We start from the raw sequence: 18,366 nt of genomic DNA, 5'->3' as shown, positions 1-18,366 counted from the left end.
GTTTCTTTCACAACGGATAAATGTTCAATCAGGGTCATATGCAAACGATTAGAAGAGAAATAAGGTTCATTAGATCATGCCATTACTTCTCATTCAAGAGGTGTTAAAAAAGTATGCTCGCGCCCTGCTGGCAGCATATAACGATATCCAGATCCGCAAAAAATTGATGAAACAGCTTAAAGATGCACGTAAAACGTTACATCTTACTCAACAAGATGTTGCTCAGAAGATTGGTACTCAGAAGCAAAACATTAGTCGTATGGAAAATGGTAAGAGTGTGCCAAATCTGGATACTTTAAGCCGCTATGCTGCTGCGCTTGGGGGAGAATTTGTTTTTCAAATGCCTGTAAATCAATAGACTGTATGTGTTTAGTTATGACTTATGACTTTTTGGACCAACAGATATTGACAAACCCCACTTTAAAAAAATGGGGTTTGTCTCAAACTAACTATATATGTTAGCCATTCTATAAATGGCTCAACACTCCCCAGCGATCCGATAAACCGCCATATCACATTTCTGTGCTTCAGGGCATTGTTTGCAACCCCCGCTTAGGCAGGCAGTTGCATCAACCTTTTCCAATTTGCCCATCACTGTAAGTTGTTCAAGCATCGCTTCTACCATCGATAATGAAGCAGAAAGCTGGTGGCTCAACAGTTTGGCATCTGCCCGTCCATTCAGAGCGACGGCATCCCTTACTTGTAACAGGCTAATCATTTTCAACTCCTAGTGACAGTTTCCACTGGAGCAGTGGCAGCTATTTCCTGGGTTGCTGATTAACTTCATCGTCACACGGCTGCGTGCTCGACGCAGGAAGTAGAACACTAGCGCGTTAAATATGACGACGGTCAGAATGGTAATCAGGCCGCTTTGTGGATGTTGTGAGAAAGTCACCATCTGGTAGAACAAAGCTGAAATTGAATAAGCCACGTTCAGTCCCCACAGAATGGAGAATGTCATCCAACCACGGCTTGTTTCACGAGCAATCGCGCCCATCACCGAAACACAAGGTACATATAACAGAACAAAGATCAGATAACTGTAAGCTGAAATAGCGGAGCCAAATTTGGCGCTCATGGTTCCCATAGAACCGCTATCCATCTCACCGTCACCTTTATTAGCTTCGATTGGGTTGGCAAGCACGCTCAGAGTGAAGGTATCTTTCAAACTATCCCAAGTTTCACCAACTGCATCTTTCAGTTCAGCAAATAGGTTGAACTCATCTGCATTAAACGGTTCATTAGCGATGTTTTCTGCGGTATACAGCGTATTTAGTGTCCCAACTACCACTTCTTTTGCCATAGCACCAGTTATCAAACCAACAGTTGCTTGCCAGTTATCAGAGTGAACGCCAATTGGCTGTAACACAGGCGTAATAACCTTGCTGACTGAAGCCAGAGCGGATTGGTTGATGCTATCCACCGCCTTACCAGAGAATGAGAAGCTGTTGAGTGCACCGATGAACATACTGGCGATAACGATTACTTTACCGGCACGGATAACAAAACCTTTCAGGCGTTGCCAGGTTTGCAGAAGCAAGGTTTTTAGATGTGGAATATGGTAAACCGGGAGTTCCATAACAAACGGTGAAGCTTCGCCACGCATAATGGTGTATTTCAACATCAGGCCAGTCAGAATAGCGACGACAATGCCCAATATATAAAGGGAAAAAACAATGGTTGCCCCGTTTTTGCCAAAGAATGCGGCGGCAAATACGGCAAAAATGGCTAATCGTGCACCGCAAGACATAAAGGGGGCCATCATAATCGTGATCAAGCGTTCACGCGGCGCATCCAGCGTTCTCGCCCCCATAATGGATGGGACGTTACAACCGAAGCCAACGATCAACGGGACAAACGATTTACCCGGTAGTCCAAGAACTTGCATCAGACGATCCATGACAAATGCCGCCCGCGCCATATAACCGGAGTCCTCAAGAAAAGAGAGGAATAAATACATCATGCCGATTTGTGGTACCAGCGGCAAAACGGTGTTGATACCACCACCGATGCCTTGCGCGAGGAAAACCGTCAGCCATTCTGGAAAACTTAAGGTATGCCCAAGCCATTGAACCCCATGAATGAAAATAGCGACAGAACCACTGTCAAAGATAGGTTGTAGCGCACCACCGATATTAATTGCCAGCACGAACATTAAATACATAACTGCCAGGAAAATAGGTACGCCTAACCAACGATTAAGGATAATTCTGTCAATTGCCTGAGTGAGTTTGTTTGGCATGGCTTTTTGGGTATCAATCACGGCCATGCACAATGTATTGATGCTTTGATAGCGCGCATCGGCAATCACCAGTTCGGGCTCTTCATGTTGCTGTTGTTGCAAGCGTTCTTTGGATTCAATCAGCATTGAGGTAGCAAGACCGGAACGTTCCAGGCTGTAAATATCCCCTTCAAGCATCTGAAGCGCTAGCCAGCGGCGTTGTTGAGCATGAAAATTGTCTGACATTGCACCAGATAACGTCTCAATTTCTTGCAACAGGCAATCAGGGTAGTGAATCAGTGACTGCCCGGAATTCTGCTTATGGCGGTCAATTGCCCGTTTCAGCTCATTTAGTCCCGTTGCTCGGGTTGAAACCATTGGAATGACTGGACAGCCGAGGCGTTGTTCCAGTTCAGCAATATCAATTTGGATATGCTGACTGTCAGCGATATCCAGCATATTAAGCGCAACGATGCATGGAATACCTAATTCCAACAGTTGTAACGTCAGATAGAGATTTCGCTCAAGGTTAGAAGCATCTACGACGTTAATCAGCATGTCAGCATCACCGCTCAGGATATAGTGGCAGGCTATCTGCTCATCCAGTGATGTTTGCTCAGAAATCGTGGTTAGAGAGTAGGTTCCCGGCAGGTCAACTAACTCAATTTTGTGTTCCACGGTGGTAAAACGGCCAACTTTTCGTTCTACTGTAACGCCAGCCCAGTTGCCTACACGTTGTCGGGCGCCAGTAAGTTGGTTAAATAATGTTGTTTTGCCGGCATTAGGGTTGCCAATTAGGCCAATGGTCAGTGCTTTCATGTTTTTGGTGCCAGATTAAATTAAGAGTAACCGTTTCGTTGCTTGCAACGAATTATGCGTTGCATTGAACGCTGTCTAATGTGAGAAATTCCAAGTCTTTTTTTCTCAGAATCAGGCTGACTCTGCGAGTCTCAATTTGTATCGGATCACCTAAAGGCGCTAAGCGGACAACATGAAATGAAGAACCGGGCAACATACCTAATGACAGCAATTTCTGTCGGTAAGCTGGGCTGATCTTCGGAGAAAAACCAATGATCTTGTAACTATGGTCTGGAAGAAGTTGCATATAACCTTCCGGGATATGTGGTAAGTAAGATATACCCGTTATCTTTCAAGTTGCCTCTTTGTTGGCTGCACTCACTCACCCCGGTCACATAGTTCGCTATGCTCCCGGGGATTCGCTCCCTTGCCGTCGCGATGCATCTTGAAATCCGTAGGGTATAATATCGAAAATTAGTCATACTCATTATTATGAAGTATGATTTGCATCCAATTCATAATAATTGCAAATGAGAATAATAACCAACATTAATTTCAATGTTAATCCTATTTTCATTTTTGGTGTTAATTTAATCACTTAGTCACTCAGAGTTGATATGAATCTGTGAGTTTGGATTCTTTCTGGCAGGAACCATGAAACGTGCACTGCCGAAGCAGTGCATCTTACCGTGATGGGAATCTTAACGTTTTTTTCCGAATGCGGCAGCTAGCGCATCACTCATAGCACTGTTTCCGGCTGAGGTAGAAGAACGGGAAGTGTTACGGTTCCTGTCATTACGTTCAGGATGGCGGTCAGCTTGTGCACTGTTATTGCGGCGTGAGGGAGTTTCTCCCGGTTGCTCATCAAGACGCATGGTCAGAGCGATGCGCTTGCGGTTCAGATCAACTTCCAACACTTTTACTTTAACGATATCACCCGCTTTTACCACGGTATGGGGATCTTCTACAAAACGATCGGACAGCGAAGAGATATGAACTAAACCATCTTGATGAACGCCGATATCGACAAATGCGCCAAAATTAGTCACGTTAGTGACTGCACCTTCCAGCACCATTCCCGGACGCAGATCATTCATGGTTTCCACGCCTTCCGCGAAAGTCGCGGTTTTAAACTCTGGTCGTGGATCTCGGCCAGGTTTTTCCAGCTCTTTCAAAATATCGGTAACGGTTGGAACACCAAATCGCTCGGTGGTGAAATCCTGAGGTTGCAATCCACGTAATGAAGCAGGGTTACCCATCAATTCTTGGAGTTTCTGCTCAGTGGCCGCCAGAATTTTTTCCACTACCGGATAAGCTTCTGGATGAACGGTCGATGCATCCAGCGGGTTATCACCGTGATTAATCCGCAGGAATCCAGCACATTGCTCAAAAGCCTTTGGCCCGAGGCGATTGACTTTTAGTAATTGTGTACGGTTATTGAAACGGCCGTTCTCATCACGCCAGTTGATGATATTTTGGGCGATCATGCGGGTCAACCCGGCAACTCTGGTTAGCAACGGAACAGAAGCAGTATTGAGATCCACGCCGACGGCGTTTACGCAATCCTCAACGACGGCATCTAATTTTTTGGCAAGCTGACTCTGGCTGACATCATGTTGATACTGACCGACACCGATGGATTTCGGATCGATTTTCACCAATTCGGCCAGTGGATCTTGCAAGCGACGGGCGATAGAGACTGCTCCACGTAGTGAAACGTCCAGATCAGGAAATTCCAGTGCCGCCAACTCAGAGGCAGAATAAACCGATGCCCCTGCCTCACTGACAATCACTTTTTGGGCTTTTATCTCTGAGAACTGCTTTTGCACATCCGCGAAGAAACGTTCTGTTTCACGGGAAGCCGTTCCGTTACCGATGGCGACCAGTTCCACTTGATGTTTGAGACACAATGCTGCCACGCTTGCAGCAGCTTTAGCCGCTTGCCCGGTGTGTGGATAGATCGTGTCTGTGGCAATCAGTTTGCCGGTTGCATCGATAACAGCTACTTTGACGCCGGTACGCAGACCGGGATCGAGCCCCATTGTTGCGCGCATACCCGCTGGCGCGGCCATCAATAGATCTTGCAGGTTGCGGGCGAATACTTTGATGGCTTCATCTTCCGCTTTCTCTCGCAAGGTACTCATCAATTCAGTTTCAAGATGCAGCAATACCTTAACGCGCCAGGTCCAGTTCACTACAGCTTTACGCCAGCTATCTGCCGGTACATTATTCAGGCGCAGATTAAGATGCTGCGTAATAATCTGTTCGCAATAGCTCTCTTTTGGTGGTTCATCAAACTGGGGATCAGCATTTAGCGAAAGTTGCAGTATTCCTTCATTACGACCACGGAACATAGCTAATGCACGGTGAGAAGGGACTTGTGCGATAGGTTCATGATGATCAAAATAGTCGCGGAATTTAGCGCCTTCCTCCTCTTTTCCTGCAACGACTTTAGCGACCAAATGGGCATTCTTCCATAGATAGTCACGTACTTTCGCCAATAGCGCGGCATCTTCGGCAAAACGTTCCATTAGGATATAACGCGCGCCATCCAGAGCCGCTTTGGTATCAGCCACACCTTTATCGATATCAACAAAGGTAGCGGCAACCTGCTCTGGTTCTTGCTGTGGATCTTGCCACAAGGTGTCCGCTAGTGGTTCAAGACCCGCTTCAATAGCGATTTGTCCACGAGTACGGCGTTTCGGTTTGTATGGCAGATAGAGATCTTCCAGCTCTGTTTTGCTGAGAGTTCCATTAATGGCTTCTGCCAGTTCTGGGGTCAGTTTGCCTTGCTCATCAATGGATTTAAGAATGGTCTGGCGGCGGTCCGACAGTTCGCGCAGATAACTAAGGCGGGTTTCAAGTTGACGGAGTTGGGTGTCATCCAGACCTCCGGTAACTTCTTTACGATAGCGTGCGATAAAAGGGACAGTATTCCCTTCATCAAGCAGGCTAATCGCAGAAAGTACCTGTTGTGGCCGCGCTTGTAGCTCATTTGCAATAATTTGGCTCAGAGATTCATTCATGCTGCGTTTTCTTCTGGTGGATAAGCTTCAAATATTCATAAAACCCCCCTTTATACGTTCTGAGAGAAATAATTTCCAGTTTACGTCTAATCTTATTTTGACGAGTTACGCTATAGCAACCGCGATTGAACTCAAATGTGATAAGTTGTCGTTGGTACCATAAGTGTGTTACCGGATTTGCTATGAGCTGTTTCTGAATATCAGAATTAAACTAAAAGGATAGCTAGAATAGGAAAAACTTGAGTTTCATCGCATTATTCCAGAAGCAGGTAACTAATTAATTACAAATCTACTTTTGATTTTCGTTAAAAATGGAGGGATTACCTAAAGAATTTATTTAATGGAATACGAACATGTTTACTTCCAGATTAACAATGTTGCACTTAATTATGTGAATCTACCCATTTTAAATTTTTTAATGGGCTAATGAATAAATTCGAGTTCTTACCTGTTCAGCTGACATAATCGATTTTACCCATTGCGGCATGGCATGTGAGTTGAATCATTTGCTCTCGCGTTTTTGATTGCGTCATGAATTAAACTAAGTGCTCTGAAATAGTGGGGATTCTGATTATTCATTCTGTCTAATTCCTCTAGTCTCTTCAATGCTAATTGGATCTCTGCCGTCGATAAGTGCAGTCTGGCAACAGTCTGTACTTATCCGACTTAAATACCGTCAAAGAGGAAATCGAATGCCGCCTTTACTTGATTACGGTATTGCGATGCATCGCAAAATTCAGCACCCAAAGCATAAATAGATATACTGGCCAATTCGTGAGTCATGACTGCATATTCTTTGTCGTCTATCAGCCTGATAACGGGGATCATTCGAACAGGGCGACTGCTGTCAGGATATTTTTCAACTGGCAACAGTGGGATCACAATTCTGCGGTTTAACTGCCCGATAATGTCACTCGTGACGTCCAGCAATAGGGGATAAACAACGTTTTTCCCAGTATTACGGTAAACGGTGAATTGCATTGTTAAAATGTCCTGTGTTCATCACTAAAACAACCATGTTCATCATGGAAACGGTTTAACGCCTCCAAAGCTTCCCTATTATCTTCCCGCCATTTCAGCGCTTCGTAATTGCGTAATTCGGCATCCAAGGCGGCGGTCAGTGTGGCACTAAAGTTAATACCTGCTTCACGTGCCCGGCTCAGTAAGCTTCGTTCTACAGTCATTGTGACGCTCTGTGTGTTGCGTTGTCTTGCTGTCATGATTTATCTCCGGCATTGAGTATACGTGTATGCTACACGTATATATACACGAATTGTAGTTCTGAATGTCGGTTTTTTCTGCTTGTTATGCTTATTAATTCATTTCCTGCGCCTTTGCAGAGTGAATGAATCGCTGGAGTGCGATTCATTCGGTTGTTATTCTTCGATATATAGCTAACTACATCATGTCGAAAGATATTTTATATATTCGATTTCATTCACGTACCACAACACTTTTCCTGTTGGTGTATGAACGATTGCACTATCTCCAACTTCTTTTTTCAATAAAGCCCGGGCCATTGGAGAATCGATGGATATGTAGTCTTTGCAACCAAAAATTTCGTCGTACCCGACAATACGGAAGCGTTTAATCTCACCTTGATCATTTTCGATCTCTACCCATGCACCGAAGAACACTCGTCCATCTTGTTGAGGGGAATAATCAACACACCGCAATTCCTCTAAGCTTTTGGTTAGATATCGGACTCTGCGATCAATCTCCCGTAGCCTCTTCTTGTTATATTGATAATCTGCGTTTTCACTCCGGTCACCGAGGCTTGCTGCCCAAGTCACTTTTTTAGTCACTTCTGGGCGCTCTTCACGCCAGAGATAATCCAGTTCTTCCTTTAATTTGTTGTAGCCTTCGCGGGTTATCAGTTTAGTTTTCATTTTATCTTGATGTAGATACTGTAGTTAACCTCATAAGTGTATAAAACCGCCCATTTTGGTAGATGTCAAATTGAGACTCGGTTTTTAGTCATTAATCAATAAATCCCGGCTGTTTTGCAAGATTAACGCATTAGTGACATTTGGGGCGTTGTTGGTTGAATAAATTTATCACTTTTGATGGATTCAGCTGCGTGGCAAGAGAATACGATACGCTCCCACTGCGGTGAACATGGATGTTAAAACGAGAGATAAATAGTTAACAGACGGTTTCGAGTTAGCATTTTCGGTAACAAGATTGCTTTACCTGTCTACTCATTATGATATTTGGCTCTAATATTTATAATGTTCATCATATAATTTATGGTTCTGTGTACTGAATAGTATGTATGCTGTGAATCTTGCTGGTGATGAAACAGGCGGTTAAGGTTTAAGTGAAGAAAAAACAAGCGAAATCGCTTACTATAGTGAGAAAAGGCGACGAAAAGTCGACCGTCGAGTAGTTTTTTGTTCAAACGTTGGTGAACTGAACATTATCGATCCAGATCCTCGTTAGCAAGGAAAAACCGTGGCGGAGGTAAGCAGATAATATGCAGCAAAGGGCATTTTTCGTTTAGTCTGCCTGATGAATTTAATCCAGCTAATAAATAGATTTCTATCGATTTGCCGGTAACCAGGGCGCTAATTGGTGGGTTGGTGGGTGGCAAAATAACGGTAGAAATTCGATAGTTGACAGTGAATTACTGCGTTCTCATTGTCAGTAATAAACCACTAAATTAATCATTCGAATTAATAACCGTGGAAATAAGTCCTATTAGGAATAGTCTCAAAATACAGATATCTGGTTTCTATCTTTGGGTTAATCTCTTTCAAAATGATAAATTTATCAAAGCATGTAGTGTTTTTTGGAGTTTGATAATGCAAGTAGATAACAAGATCCTTGTGGTGGATGATGACATGCGTTTACGAACGTTATTAGAGCGTTATCTGACAGAACAAGGTTTTCAGGTACGTAGTGCTGCTAATGCGGAGCAGATGGACCGCTTACTGACACGGGAATCTGTTAGCTTAATCGTATTGGATTTAATGTTACCAGGAGAGGATGGGCTTTCTGTTTGCCAAAGGTTGAGAAACCAAAGTAATCCGGTGCCGATTATTATGGTGACGGCGAGAGGAGAAGAGGTAGATCGTATTGTTGGGCTGGAAATTGGCGCTGATGATTATATTCCGAAGCCATTTAATCCCCGTGAGCTATTAGCGCGTATCCGGGCGGTATTACGTCGTCAGGCGAATAAGTTATTGGGCCTACCGGCTGAGGATGATGCGATTATTAATTTTGGTAAGTTTAGCCTCAATTTGAGTACGCGGGAAATGTTTCAGGGAGATGAACATATTCAATTAACCAGTGGAGAATTTGCCGTATTGAAAGTACTGGTTTCTTATCCTGGCGTGCCACTGTCCCGTAATAAACTGATGAATTTAGCTCGTGGCCGGGAATATAGTACGATGAAGCGATCGATTGATGTCTTGGTTTCACGTCTGCGCCGTGTGATTGAAGAAGATCCTACACATCCTCGTTATATCCAGACTATTTGGGGTCTGGGCTATGTCTTTGTGCCAGACGGAATTCGTGTATGAAATTATTGCGATTCTCCCCTCGCAGCACGTTTACCCATACTTTATTCTTGATTATGGCTATGCTGTTCATCAGTCTGGTAACCAGCTACTTGGTTGTTGTGAATTTCGTTATTATGCCAAGTTTGCAGCAGTTCAATAAGGTATTAGCGTATGAAGTTCGTACCCTAATGGCTGAAAAGTTGAAGCTAGAGGATGGCTCTTTTCTGGTGATATCGCCGGTAGTTCGCCGGGAGATTTATCAGGAGTTGGGTATTACGCTCTATTCTGAATCTGACGCGGAGATACAAGGTTTACGTTGGGCCAAACGTTATGATTTCCTGAGTGAGAAGATGGGCGAGTACCTTGGCGGCAAGGCTGATCTTCGTCTGGAGATAAACACAGATAGCCCTATACTTTGGCTTAATTCTTATCTGGCCCCCGATATTTGGGTCAGGGTTCCTCTGACTGAGATCGAACAAAATCAATTCTCTCCTATTTTCCGCTATACACTGGCAATTCTATTACTGATATTTGGTTGTATCTGGCTTTATATCCGTTTTCAGAACCGGCCTTTACTGGAAATGGAATATGCCGCCAGGCAAACAGGTAAAGGTATTATGATGCCAGCGGTGCGGGAAGCGGGTTCTCTGGAAGTTCGTGCAGCCATTCGCGCATTTAACCAAATGTCCTCCGGGATAAAGTTATTGGAAAGTGACCGTACGATATTAATTGCCGGAGTAAGCCATGATTTGCGTACGCCGCTGACACGTATCCGACTAGCAACAGAAATGATGAGCAAGGAAGATGCTTATCTGTCTGAATCTATCAATAAAGATATTGAAGAGTGTAACGCCATTATTGAGCAATTCATTGACTATCTCCGTACTGGGCAGGAAATGCCAATGGAATTCTGCGAGCTGAATTCTATTCTCAAAGAGGTGATTTCCGCAGAAAATGGCTATGAGCAGGATATTGAAAACCATCTGTCTCTTAACCCAATAACTGTTAACGCCAATCCGATTTCTATTAAACGGGCATTGGCTAATATGTTGGTTAATGCCAATCGCTATGGTAACGGCTGGATTAAAGTGAGTAGTGGTCAGACAAATAAATTTGCTTGGTTTCAGGTAGAAGATAATGGCGCTGGCATCAAACAGGAAGATTTGCCACGGTTATTTCAGCCATTCGTTCGCGGTGAAAGAGCACGCAGTAGTAGTGGAACAGGGTTAGGTCTGGCGATTGTTCAGCGAATTATTGATGCTCATGACGGGAAAATTGAAATGGGCACCAGCCTCAAAGGGGGATTATCTATCCGTGTCTGTATTCCTGTCGTGGAAGATAATTTTTAACGGCTTGATAATCATCTCCTAATATTTGATTTTAATGGTGTGTGGAGATGACAGTTTTATGTCAGTCTCAGGTTAAGTTTCCATTACGCTGTCATAAAAATGTCATAATTAAGACATTTTGCTGTAATTAAATTGACCTATTTTCCCTCCTGCACCTTTTTTGATTTGACGAATATATTTCCTTGTTGATTCTCAATATCCCATTAGGAGGGATTATGAAACTGATGCGTACCACCATAGCCGGCATAATGGCAGCGACGTTTTCTTTGATAACTCTGTCTGTATTTGCTGCCACTAGCTTAACCGGGGCAGGTGCGACATTTCCCGCACCGGTGTATGCCAAGTGGGCGGATTCTTATCAAAAAGAGACAGGTAATAAAGTCAATTATCAAGGCATCGGTTCTTCCGGTGGCGTAAAACAAATTCTGGCAAATACCGTTGATTTCGGTGCTTCCGATGCCCCTTTATCCGACGAAAGGTTAGTTGCTGATGGTTTGTTTCAGTTTCCAACCGTCATCGGTGGGGTGGTACTGGCGGTTAATATCCCGGGGATTAAATCTGGTGAATTGACATTGGATGGTAAAACTTTAGGCGATATTTATTTAGGTAAAGTGAAAAAGTGGAATGATCCAGCAATTACTCAATTGAATCCGGGAGTCAAACTGCCGGAGCAAGATATTGCTGTGATACGTCGTGCTGACGGTTCCGGTACCTCCTTTGTGTTTACTAGCTACCTCTCTAAAGTGAATAAAGCGTGGCAAGAAAAAGTTGGTGTAGGTTCTACCGTAAGCTGGCCCATTGGTTTAGGCGGTAAAGGTAATGATGGGGTTGCCGCATTTGTTCAGCGTCTGACGGGTTCCATTGGTTATGTTGAATATGCTTACGCTAAACAGAATCATCTGGCTTATACCAAATTGGTATCTGCTAATGGCAACATTGTTAGCCCGACAGAAGAGAGTTTCAGTGCCGCAGCGAAGAAAGCGGAATGGCATAAAACGTTTGCTCAGGATTTGACAAACCAGCAAGGTGAAAATGCGTGGCCGATGACTTCCACCACATTTGTTCTGGTTCATAAACAGCAGAGAAATGCAGTGAAGGGGGCAGAAGTATTGAAATTCTTTGACTGGGCTTATGAGAAAGGGAGTAAGCAGGCAAACGATCTGGATTATGCAACTCTGCCTAAAGAGGTGATTGAGCAAGTTCGTGCGGCTTGGAAAACCCAGATAAAAGATAGCAATGGTAAGGCCCTGTATTAAGTCGTGTTGATAGTGATTGTTTTAAATATCGATTGCTTTAAATATCGATTAAATTTGTCGTTTTAATTTCTCCCCCGTTTAAGGGGGAGTTAACCACGAATGAGAATAAGCTCTATGGCCGAACAAAAAACGGCAATGAAAGCACCCAGTAAAAATGGCGATATTATTTTCAGCGCACTGGTTAGGCTAGCTGCGCTGATAACTTTATTTTTGTTAGGAGGCATCATTATCTCGCTGATTATTGCCTCCTGGCCTAGTATTCAACAGTTTGGCATCTCTTTCCTCTGGCAGAAAACATGGGATGTTCCGGCAGAGCGATTTGGCGCCTTGATACCGATTTACGGTACATTGGTTACTTCGCTGATTGCGTTGATTATCGCAGTGCCTGTCAGTTTTGGGATTGCCCTGTTCCTAACGGAACTGGCGCCTAACTGGCTGAAACGTCCGCTTGGTATTGCCATTGAGTTACTGGCTGCCATCCCAAGTATTGTGTATGGCATGTGGGGGTTGTTTGTTTTTGCGCCGTTGTTTGCCACCTATTTCCAGCAGCCCGTCGGTAATCTCCTCGCCAGCATGCCAATTGTGGGCGAATTGTTCTCCGGCCCTGCCTTTGGCATTGGTATTCTGGCGGCGGGTGTCATTCTCGCTATCATGATTATCCCTTATATTGCTTCGGTTATGCGTGACGTCTTTGAACAGACGCCGGTGATGATGAAAGAATCCGCCTATGGTATCGGCTGTACTACTTGGGAAGTTATCTGGCACATCGTGTTGCCTTACACCCGAAATGGCGTGATTGGTGGTGTCATGTTGGGCCTTGGTCGTGCGTTGGGGGAAACGATGGCGGTGACTTTTATCATCGGTAACACCTACCAACTCGACAGTTTTTCACTGTTTATGCCCGGCAACAGCATCACTTCTGCGCTGGCGAATGAATTCGCGGAAGCAGAGTCTGGTTTGCATACCGCATCATTGATGGAGCTTGGTCTGATTCTATTTGTGATCACCTTTATTGTGCTGGCGCTATCGAAATTGATGATTATGCGTTTGGCGAAGAATGAGGGGCGCTGATATGGCAACCGTAGACAGACAAAAGCCTATTGATGCCAATGTACGTAGCCGTAAACAGGCATGGCGCCGTCAAAAAAATCGCTTCGCTCTGCTGTTATCAATGGCGACCATGCTGTTTGGTTTGTTTTGGCTGGTATGGATTCTGTTCTCCACCGTCACCAAAGGTTTCGACGGCATGTCATTGGCGTTGTTCACCGAAATGACGCCACCACCGAATACGGAAGGTGGTGGTTTGGCAAATGCCATTGTTGGCAGTGGATTACTGATTCTGTGGGCGACGGTTATCGGTACGCCTCTGGGGATCATGGCAGGTATCTATTTGGCGGAATATGGCCGCCGTTCATGGCTGGCAGAGGTGATCCGCTTTATAAATGATATTTTGCTGTCAGCCCCTTCTATTGTTGTCGGTTTATTTGTTTACATGGTCGTTGTGACGAAAATACAGCACTTTTCCGGTTGGGCGGGGGTGATTGCTTTGGCGTTGCTACAGGTGCCGATTGTGATCAGAACCACGGAAAACATGTTAAAACTGGTTCCTGATAGCCTGCGCGAAGCCGCCTATGCCTTAGGCACACCGAAGTGGAAGATGATTTCAGCCATTACGCTGAAAGCATCGGTATCCGGCATTATCACCGGTGTGTTGCTGGCCATTGCTCGAATTGCTGGAGAGACGGCACCATTACTGTTCACTTCGCTTTCCAATCAGTTCTGGAGTACCGATCTGAGCCAGCCAATTGCTAACTTACCGGTTACCATTTTTAAATTTGCCATGAGTCCATTCTCCGAATGGCAGCAACTGGCGTGGGCAGGCGTATTATTGATAACCCTGTGTGTATTGCTGATTAACATTGTGGCGCGTGTGCTATTTGTCAAGAAAAAGCACTGACTGATATTTTCAACAGAGAGAAGTAAATGAGCATAGTTAATGATATCGCTAGCAGCAAAATTCAGGTCCACAATCTGAACTTTTACTATGGCAAATTTCATGCGCTGAAAAACATAACGTTGAATATTGCAAAGAACAAAGTCACCGCTTTTATCGGTCCGTCGGGTTGCGGTAAGTCTACGTTACTACGAACTTTCAACAAAATGTATGAACTGTATGGTGAGCAGCAGACAGAAGGTGAAATTTTGTTGGATGGCAATAATATCCTGACTGATAAACAGGATGTGGCGCTGCTACGGGCAAAAGTTGGCATGGTATTCCAAAAACCAACGCCATTTCCGATGTCCATTTACGACAATATCGCGTTTGGTGTCCGTCTGTTTGAAAAACTCTCCAGAGCAGAAATGGATGAACGTGTTCAGTGGGCTTTGACAAAAGCAGCTTTATGGAATGAAACTCGGGATAAGCTGTATCAGAGCGGATACAGTCTATCTGGCGGGCAACAGCAACGTTTGTGTATTGCGCGTGGCATTGCGATCCGGCCAGAAGTTTTGCTGTTGGATGAACCTTGTTCAGCCCTCGACCCGATTTCTACCGGTCGAATTGAAGAGTTGATCAGCGAATTGAAATCTGAATATACCGTGGTGATTGTGACTCATAATATGCAACAGGCCGCGCGTTGTTCAGACCACACGGCGTTTATGTACCTTGGTGAATTAATTGAATTCAGTGATACAGACACATTGTTTACCACACCAAAAATGAAACAAACTGAAGATTATATTACTGGTCGTTATGGTTAATTACGGGGCGTAACATGGACAATCTGAATCTCAACAAACATATTTCTGGTCAGTTTAACGCTGAACTGGCACATGTCCGTACTGAATTGATGGCAATGGGTGGGCTGGTGGAGGAGCAACTCTCCAAAGCCATTACCGCGATGCATAATCAGGATGCCGCATTGGCGCGTGAAGTGATTGAGGATGACCATAAGGTCAATATGATGGAAGTGGCTATTGATGAAGCGTGTGTTCGCATCATAGCTAAGCGTCAGCCAACGGCCAGTGATCTGCGGCTGATTATGTCAATTTCAAAAACAATCGCTGAACTAGAAAGAATTGGTGATGTGGCAAATAAAATTTGCCAGACGGCACTTGAGAAATTCTCACATCAGCATCAACCACTGTTGGTTAGTTTGGAATCCCTTGGCCGTCATACCATCCAGATGCTGCATGATGTGTTAGATGCCTTTGCCCGCATGGATCTGGAAGAAGCGATTCGTATCTATCACGAAGATAAAAAGGTGGATAAAGAGTATGAAGGCATTGTCCGCCAGCTTATGACTTATATGATGGAAGATCCTCGAACCATCCCAAGTGTACTGACCGTCCTGCTTTGTGCACGCTCTATTGAACGAATAGGTGATCGTTGTCAAAACATCTGTGAATTCATTTTCTACTATGTTAAAGGGCAGGATTTCCGGCATGTAGGTGGTGATGAATTGGAAAAACTGTTGACGAAAGATAACGAATAGCTCGCTAACCACTTGGTCAATAATCTGAATGCTGGTATTTTTACCGGCATTTTTTATCTTATGATTGTTAATAGTTATAAGTATAGTGTTTTATATTATTTCATGCACTATAGTGAAATTGATAGCTTGTGATGATTAATAAAGAATTAATTACTGTCAGGAGTGTTTAATGAAATCTCGCGTTCTTATTACGGCGTTATTGGCCGGGTTAACACTGGTTACTGGTGCTGCGAAGGCGGATAAGCTGGATGATATTAAAAAAGCCGGCACAGTGCGGATCGCTGTTTTCGACAGTAATCCACCATTTGGTTTTATTGACCCGCAAACTAAAAAACTGGCAGGTTATGATGTAGATATCGCAAATGCGATTGCAAATGACTTGGGTGTTAAATTGGAGCTTCGTCCGACTAACCCGGCAAACCGTTTACCTTTGTTGGCATCAAAGAAAGTTGACTTGATTGCCGCCAACTTTACCGTCACTAATGAGCGTGCTAAACAGGTTAATTTTTCAATTCCTTACTTTGCCACTGGGCAAAAATTTATTGCCCGTAAAGGTGTTTTAAAATCTCCCGAAGACATTAAAAACTTACGTATTGGTGCTGATAAAGGAACAGTACAGGAAATTACATTGCGCGAACATTATCCGACAGCCAAGGTAATCTCTTATGACGATACGCCTCTGGCCTTTGCTGCGTTACGTAACGGCAATGTACAAGCCATCACGCAGGATGATGCCAAGTTAGTTGGTCTGCTGGCTAATGTACCGGAAGCCCAAAAAGCTGAATTTGAGATCTCTCCTTTTAGCATCACCCGTGAATATCAGGCAGTGGCAGCGGCGAAAGGGCAGGAGCGCTTGGTTGAGGCGGTGGACCAGACTTTGCTAAAACTGGAAAAAGAGGGTGAAGCGGCGGAAATTTATAACCGTTGGTTTGGCCCGGAAACCAAGTCCGCCCAACCGCGAGGTGACTTTAAATTTGCGCCTTTGGAGCAGCAAACAGAGTCCTAATATAAGTGATAAGCCCTTGGTAACTAGCCTCGTTTGTTGTTGCGGGGCTTTGTCATTGGTAATACCTGGTAATTGTAAGATATGTTTGAGTTATTTGTTACAGAACAGTTGCTTGCTCCCCAATATTTGGGGTGGCTTTGGCAAGGTTTCCTGATTACGCTGTGGATATCCGCTTGTACCGTTGTAGCTTCCACCTTGCTAGGATTTGTATTGGCTGCTGCTCGTGACAGCCAATTGAAAATTCTCCGTTGGCCGGTAACTGCTTACACCACGCTATTTCGCAATACGCCTTTGCTGGTGCAACTGTTTTTCTGGTATTTCGCCTCAGGGCAAATATTGCCGCAAGAGGTGATGCTTTGGCTGAACACGCCTCATGAAATCAACCTGTTAGGTCTACCATTGGTCTGGCCTTCATTCGAATTCCTGGCTGGATTTATTGGTTTAACCCTCTATTCAGCGCCATTCGTAGCGGAAGAGCTACGTGCTGGTATCCGCGGTATAGGGCGTGGGCAAAAATATGCCGCTCATGCACTAGGACTCACTGGCTGGCAAGCAATGCGTTATGTGGTGTTGCCACAAGCGTTGAAGATCGCAACGGCGCCATTGCTAGGGCAATATATGAATATTGTGAAAAACTCGTCACTGACAATGGCAATTGGCGTGGCTGAGCTGTCATATGCTTCGCGTCAAGTAGAAACCGAAACATTGAAAACGTTTGAAGCATTCGGTGTTGCAACGGTGCTGTATATCGCCACCATTGCCGTCATGGAAGGTTGGGGGCAATGGCGTCAACAACAAGCTATAACGAGAGGACATTAAAATGGATTTTTCAGTCATTGCAGAAAACTGGCGCTATCTACTGTTAGGTACGTTTCCTGATGGTCCTCTTGAAGGGGCGGCGTTGACAATAGTTATCAGTTTGATGGCCGGGGCTATTTCTATTGTATTGGGTACGGTTGCAGGTATTGCTTTGGCGATGCTGAAAGGCTTCTGGGTTAACTTGTTAGCTGCGGTATTGGGCTTTTTCCGGGCAATTCCCGTCATTATGCTAATTTTCTGGACTTACTTCCTGTTGCCTGTGATGCTTGGTGTGGAAATTCCAGAAATTACCACGGTGGTTTGTGCTCTGGCGCTGATTACATCGGCTTACTTGGCTCATGGGGTAAAAGCGGGGATTATTGCGATTAGTGCCGGTCAGTGGCAAGCAGGATTATCGTTAGGTTTTAACCGTTGGCAGGTACTTTGGTACATTGTTTTGCCACAAGCGTTGCGTATGATGGTACCCTCCTTTATTAATCAGTGGATTGCGCTGATAAAAGATACCTCTCTGGCTTATATCGTTGGCGTGGCGGAACTATCATTTCTGGCGACTCAGGTTAATAACCGCAGCATGGTTTACCCGACAGAAGTCTTTTTATTTGTCGCATTAATTTATTTCGTGATGTGTCTGGCACTGGAATTAACAGCAAATTATCTTGTTCGCCGCTTCACGCTACAGCGTAGGAAAATATCTCTTTTCCGTTTATGGCGGAAAGAAAAATTGATTTTGGCTCCCCAATGTTAGTTTTTCTCTTTACTTAATTATCCAGGGCGCGAGCATACTTTTTTAACACCTCTTGAATGAGAAGTAATGGCATGATCTAATGAACCTTATTTCTCTTCTAATCGTTTGCATATGACCCTGATTGAACATTTATCCGTTGTGAAAGAAAC

General features: G+C 44.4%; 18 protein-coding genes. 11 read left to right on the top strand and 7 right to left on the bottom strand.

The features are described from left to right. Window positions 1-76: 76 nt before the first annotated feature. Complete coding sequence (locus tag AACQ83_RS21975) at window positions 77-358, top strand: helix-turn-helix domain-containing protein (RefSeq protein WP_112879611.1); 282 nt, start codon at window positions 77-79, stop codon at window positions 356-358. A gap of 120 nt (window positions 359-478) precedes the next feature. On the opposite strand, the gene AACQ83_RS21970 is transcribed toward AACQ83_RS21975, so the two are convergent. From AACQ83_RS21970 to greB, 7 genes are all read right to left on the bottom strand, one after another. Then, entirely contained in the window at window positions 479-718 is a 240-nt protein-coding gene (locus tag AACQ83_RS21970; protein WP_112879610.1) for a FeoC-like transcriptional regulator, read from the bottom strand. Window positions 719-727: 9 nt separating this feature from the next. Beyond that, a complete protein-coding gene (gene feoB / locus AACQ83_RS21965; protein WP_112879609.1) occupies window positions 728-3,040 on the bottom strand; it encodes a Fe(2+) transporter permease subunit FeoB in 2,313 nt (770 codons plus the stop codon). Window positions 3,041-3,092: 52 nt separating this feature from the next. Then, window positions 3,093-3,326: a ferrous iron transporter A gene (feoA, locus tag AACQ83_RS21960; protein WP_112879608.1), complete on the bottom strand. Its 234-nt coding sequence runs from the start codon at window positions 3,324-3,326 to the stop codon at window positions 3,093-3,095. A gap of 394 nt (window positions 3,327-3,720) precedes the next feature. Continuing rightward, the gene (locus AACQ83_RS21955; protein ID WP_112879607.1) at window positions 3,721-6,045 is read right to left on the bottom strand and encodes a Tex family protein; all 2,325 of its coding nucleotides are present in this window, start codon (window positions 6,043-6,045) and stop codon (window positions 3,721-3,723) included. A 666-nt stretch (window positions 6,046-6,711) separates the two neighbouring features. Next, the gene (locus AACQ83_RS21950) at window positions 6,712-7,026 is read right to left on the bottom strand and encodes a CcdB family protein (RefSeq protein ID WP_112879606.1); all 315 of its coding nucleotides are present in this window, start codon (window positions 7,024-7,026) and stop codon (window positions 6,712-6,714) included. Between the two features lie 2 nt (window positions 7,027-7,028). Beyond that, on the bottom strand, window positions 7,029-7,265 hold the full coding sequence (locus AACQ83_RS21945; RefSeq protein ID WP_088374722.1) for a type II toxin-antitoxin system CcdA family antitoxin: 237 nt from the start codon (window positions 7,263-7,265) through the stop codon (window positions 7,029-7,031). 183 nt (window positions 7,266-7,448) lie between these two features. Next, the gene (gene greB / locus AACQ83_RS21940) at window positions 7,449-7,934 is read right to left on the bottom strand and encodes a transcription elongation factor GreB (protein ID WP_112879605.1); all 486 of its coding nucleotides are present in this window, start codon (window positions 7,932-7,934) and stop codon (window positions 7,449-7,451) included. Window positions 7,935-8,849: 915 nt separating this feature from the next. On the opposite strand from greB, the gene ompR reads away from it, so the two are divergent. The 10 genes from ompR (at window position 8,850) to AACQ83_RS21890 (ending at window position 18,217) form a co-directional block, all read left to right on the top strand. After that, on the top strand, window positions 8,850-9,569 hold the full coding sequence (ompR, locus tag AACQ83_RS21935) for an osmolarity response regulator transcription factor OmpR (RefSeq protein WP_011144612.1): 720 nt from the start codon (window positions 8,850-8,852) through the stop codon (window positions 9,567-9,569). After that, window positions 9,566-10,897 carry a two-component system sensor histidine kinase EnvZ gene (gene envZ, locus AACQ83_RS21930; protein ID WP_112879604.1) on the top strand — a complete coding sequence of 444 codons (1,332 nt, stop codon included), beginning with the start codon at window positions 9,566-9,568 and terminating at the stop codon, window positions 10,895-10,897. Before ompR ends, envZ begins: the two co-directional genes overlap by 4 nt. Before the next feature lie 215 nt (window positions 10,898-11,112). After that, a complete protein-coding gene (gene pstS, locus AACQ83_RS21925) occupies window positions 11,113-12,153 on the top strand; it encodes a phosphate ABC transporter substrate-binding protein PstS (protein ID WP_112879603.1) in 1,041 nt (346 codons plus the stop codon). Between the two features lie 114 nt (window positions 12,154-12,267). Next, window positions 12,268-13,224 carry a phosphate ABC transporter permease PstC gene (pstC, locus tag AACQ83_RS21920; RefSeq protein WP_112879602.1) on the top strand — a complete coding sequence of 319 codons (957 nt, stop codon included), beginning with the start codon at window positions 12,268-12,270 and terminating at the stop codon, window positions 13,222-13,224. 1 nt (window position 13,225) lies between these two features. Continuing rightward, window positions 13,226-14,110 (top strand): phosphate ABC transporter permease PstA, encoded by an 885-nt coding sequence (pstA, locus tag AACQ83_RS21915; RefSeq protein ID WP_112879601.1) that lies wholly within the window; start codon window positions 13,226-13,228, stop codon window positions 14,108-14,110. 26 nt (window positions 14,111-14,136) lie between these two features. Then, window positions 14,137-14,913, top strand: a complete 777-nt coding sequence (gene pstB / locus AACQ83_RS21910; RefSeq protein WP_112879600.1) for a phosphate ABC transporter ATP-binding protein PstB — start codon at window positions 14,137-14,139, stop codon at window positions 14,911-14,913. 14 nt (window positions 14,914-14,927) lie between these two features. Continuing rightward, a complete protein-coding gene (gene phoU / locus AACQ83_RS21905; protein WP_011144618.1) occupies window positions 14,928-15,647 on the top strand; it encodes a phosphate signaling complex protein PhoU in 720 nt (239 codons plus the stop codon). A 169-nt stretch (window positions 15,648-15,816) separates the two neighbouring features. After that, window positions 15,817-16,653, top strand: coding sequence for an ABC transporter substrate-binding protein (locus AACQ83_RS21900; protein ID WP_112879599.1), 837 nt, complete (start codon window positions 15,817-15,819; stop codon window positions 16,651-16,653). Between the two features lie 81 nt (window positions 16,654-16,734). Further along, window positions 16,735-17,472 (top strand): amino acid ABC transporter permease, encoded by a 738-nt coding sequence (locus AACQ83_RS21895; protein WP_112879598.1) that lies wholly within the window; start codon window positions 16,735-16,737, stop codon window positions 17,470-17,472. Window position 17,473: 1 nt separating this feature from the next. Next, complete coding sequence (locus AACQ83_RS21890) at window positions 17,474-18,217, top strand: amino acid ABC transporter permease (RefSeq protein WP_112879597.1); 744 nt, start codon at window positions 17,474-17,476, stop codon at window positions 18,215-18,217. Window positions 18,218-18,366 lie beyond the last annotated feature (149 nt).

The organism is Photorhabdus sp. S10-54 (genome assembly GCF_963878145.1).
Classification (GTDB): Bacteria; Pseudomonadota; Gammaproteobacteria; order Enterobacterales; family Enterobacteriaceae; genus Photorhabdus; species Photorhabdus kayaii.
The sequence above is the reverse complement of the archived record's forward strand: the minus strand, read 5'-3'. Positions and strand labels throughout refer to the sequence as shown.

Coding starts and splice junctions, on each gene's coding strand:
- AACQ83_RS21975 (WP_112879611.1), top strand. CDS start 77: ATGCCATTACTTCTCATTCAAGAGGTGTTAAAAAAGTATGCTCGCGCC.
- AACQ83_RS21970 (WP_112879610.1), bottom strand. CDS start 718: ATGATTAGCCTGTTACAAGTAAGGGATGCCGTCGCTCTGAATGGACGG.
- feoB (WP_112879609.1), bottom strand. CDS start 3,040: ATGAAAGCACTGACCATTGGCCTAATTGGCAACCCTAATGCCGGCAAA.
- feoA (WP_112879608.1), bottom strand. CDS start 3,326: ATGCAACTTCTTCCAGACCATAGTTACAAGATCATTGGTTTTTCTCCG.
- AACQ83_RS21955 (WP_112879607.1), bottom strand. CDS start 6,045: ATGAATGAATCTCTGAGCCAAATTATTGCAAATGAGCTACAAGCGCGG.
- AACQ83_RS21950 (WP_112879606.1), bottom strand. CDS start 7,026: ATGCAATTCACCGTTTACCGTAATACTGGGAAAAACGTTGTTTATCCC.
- AACQ83_RS21945 (WP_088374722.1), bottom strand. CDS start 7,265: ATGACAGCAAGACAACGCAACACACAGAGCGTCACAATGACTGTAGAA.
- greB (WP_112879605.1), bottom strand. CDS start 7,934: ATGAAAACTAAACTGATAACCCGCGAAGGCTACAACAAATTAAAGGAA.
- ompR (WP_011144612.1), top strand. CDS start 8,850: ATGCAAGTAGATAACAAGATCCTTGTGGTGGATGATGACATGCGTTTA.
- envZ (WP_112879604.1), top strand. CDS start 9,566: ATGAAATTATTGCGATTCTCCCCTCGCAGCACGTTTACCCATACTTTA.
- pstS (WP_112879603.1), top strand. CDS start 11,113: ATGAAACTGATGCGTACCACCATAGCCGGCATAATGGCAGCGACGTTT.
- pstC (WP_112879602.1), top strand. CDS start 12,268: ATGGCCGAACAAAAAACGGCAATGAAAGCACCCAGTAAAAATGGCGAT.
- pstA (WP_112879601.1), top strand. CDS start 13,226: ATGGCAACCGTAGACAGACAAAAGCCTATTGATGCCAATGTACGTAGC.
- pstB (WP_112879600.1), top strand. CDS start 14,137: ATGAGCATAGTTAATGATATCGCTAGCAGCAAAATTCAGGTCCACAAT.
- phoU (WP_011144618.1), top strand. CDS start 14,928: ATGGACAATCTGAATCTCAACAAACATATTTCTGGTCAGTTTAACGCT.
- AACQ83_RS21900 (WP_112879599.1), top strand. CDS start 15,817: ATGAAATCTCGCGTTCTTATTACGGCGTTATTGGCCGGGTTAACACTG.
- AACQ83_RS21895 (WP_112879598.1), top strand. CDS start 16,735: ATGTTTGAGTTATTTGTTACAGAACAGTTGCTTGCTCCCCAATATTTG.
- AACQ83_RS21890 (WP_112879597.1), top strand. CDS start 17,474: ATGGATTTTTCAGTCATTGCAGAAAACTGGCGCTATCTACTGTTAGGT.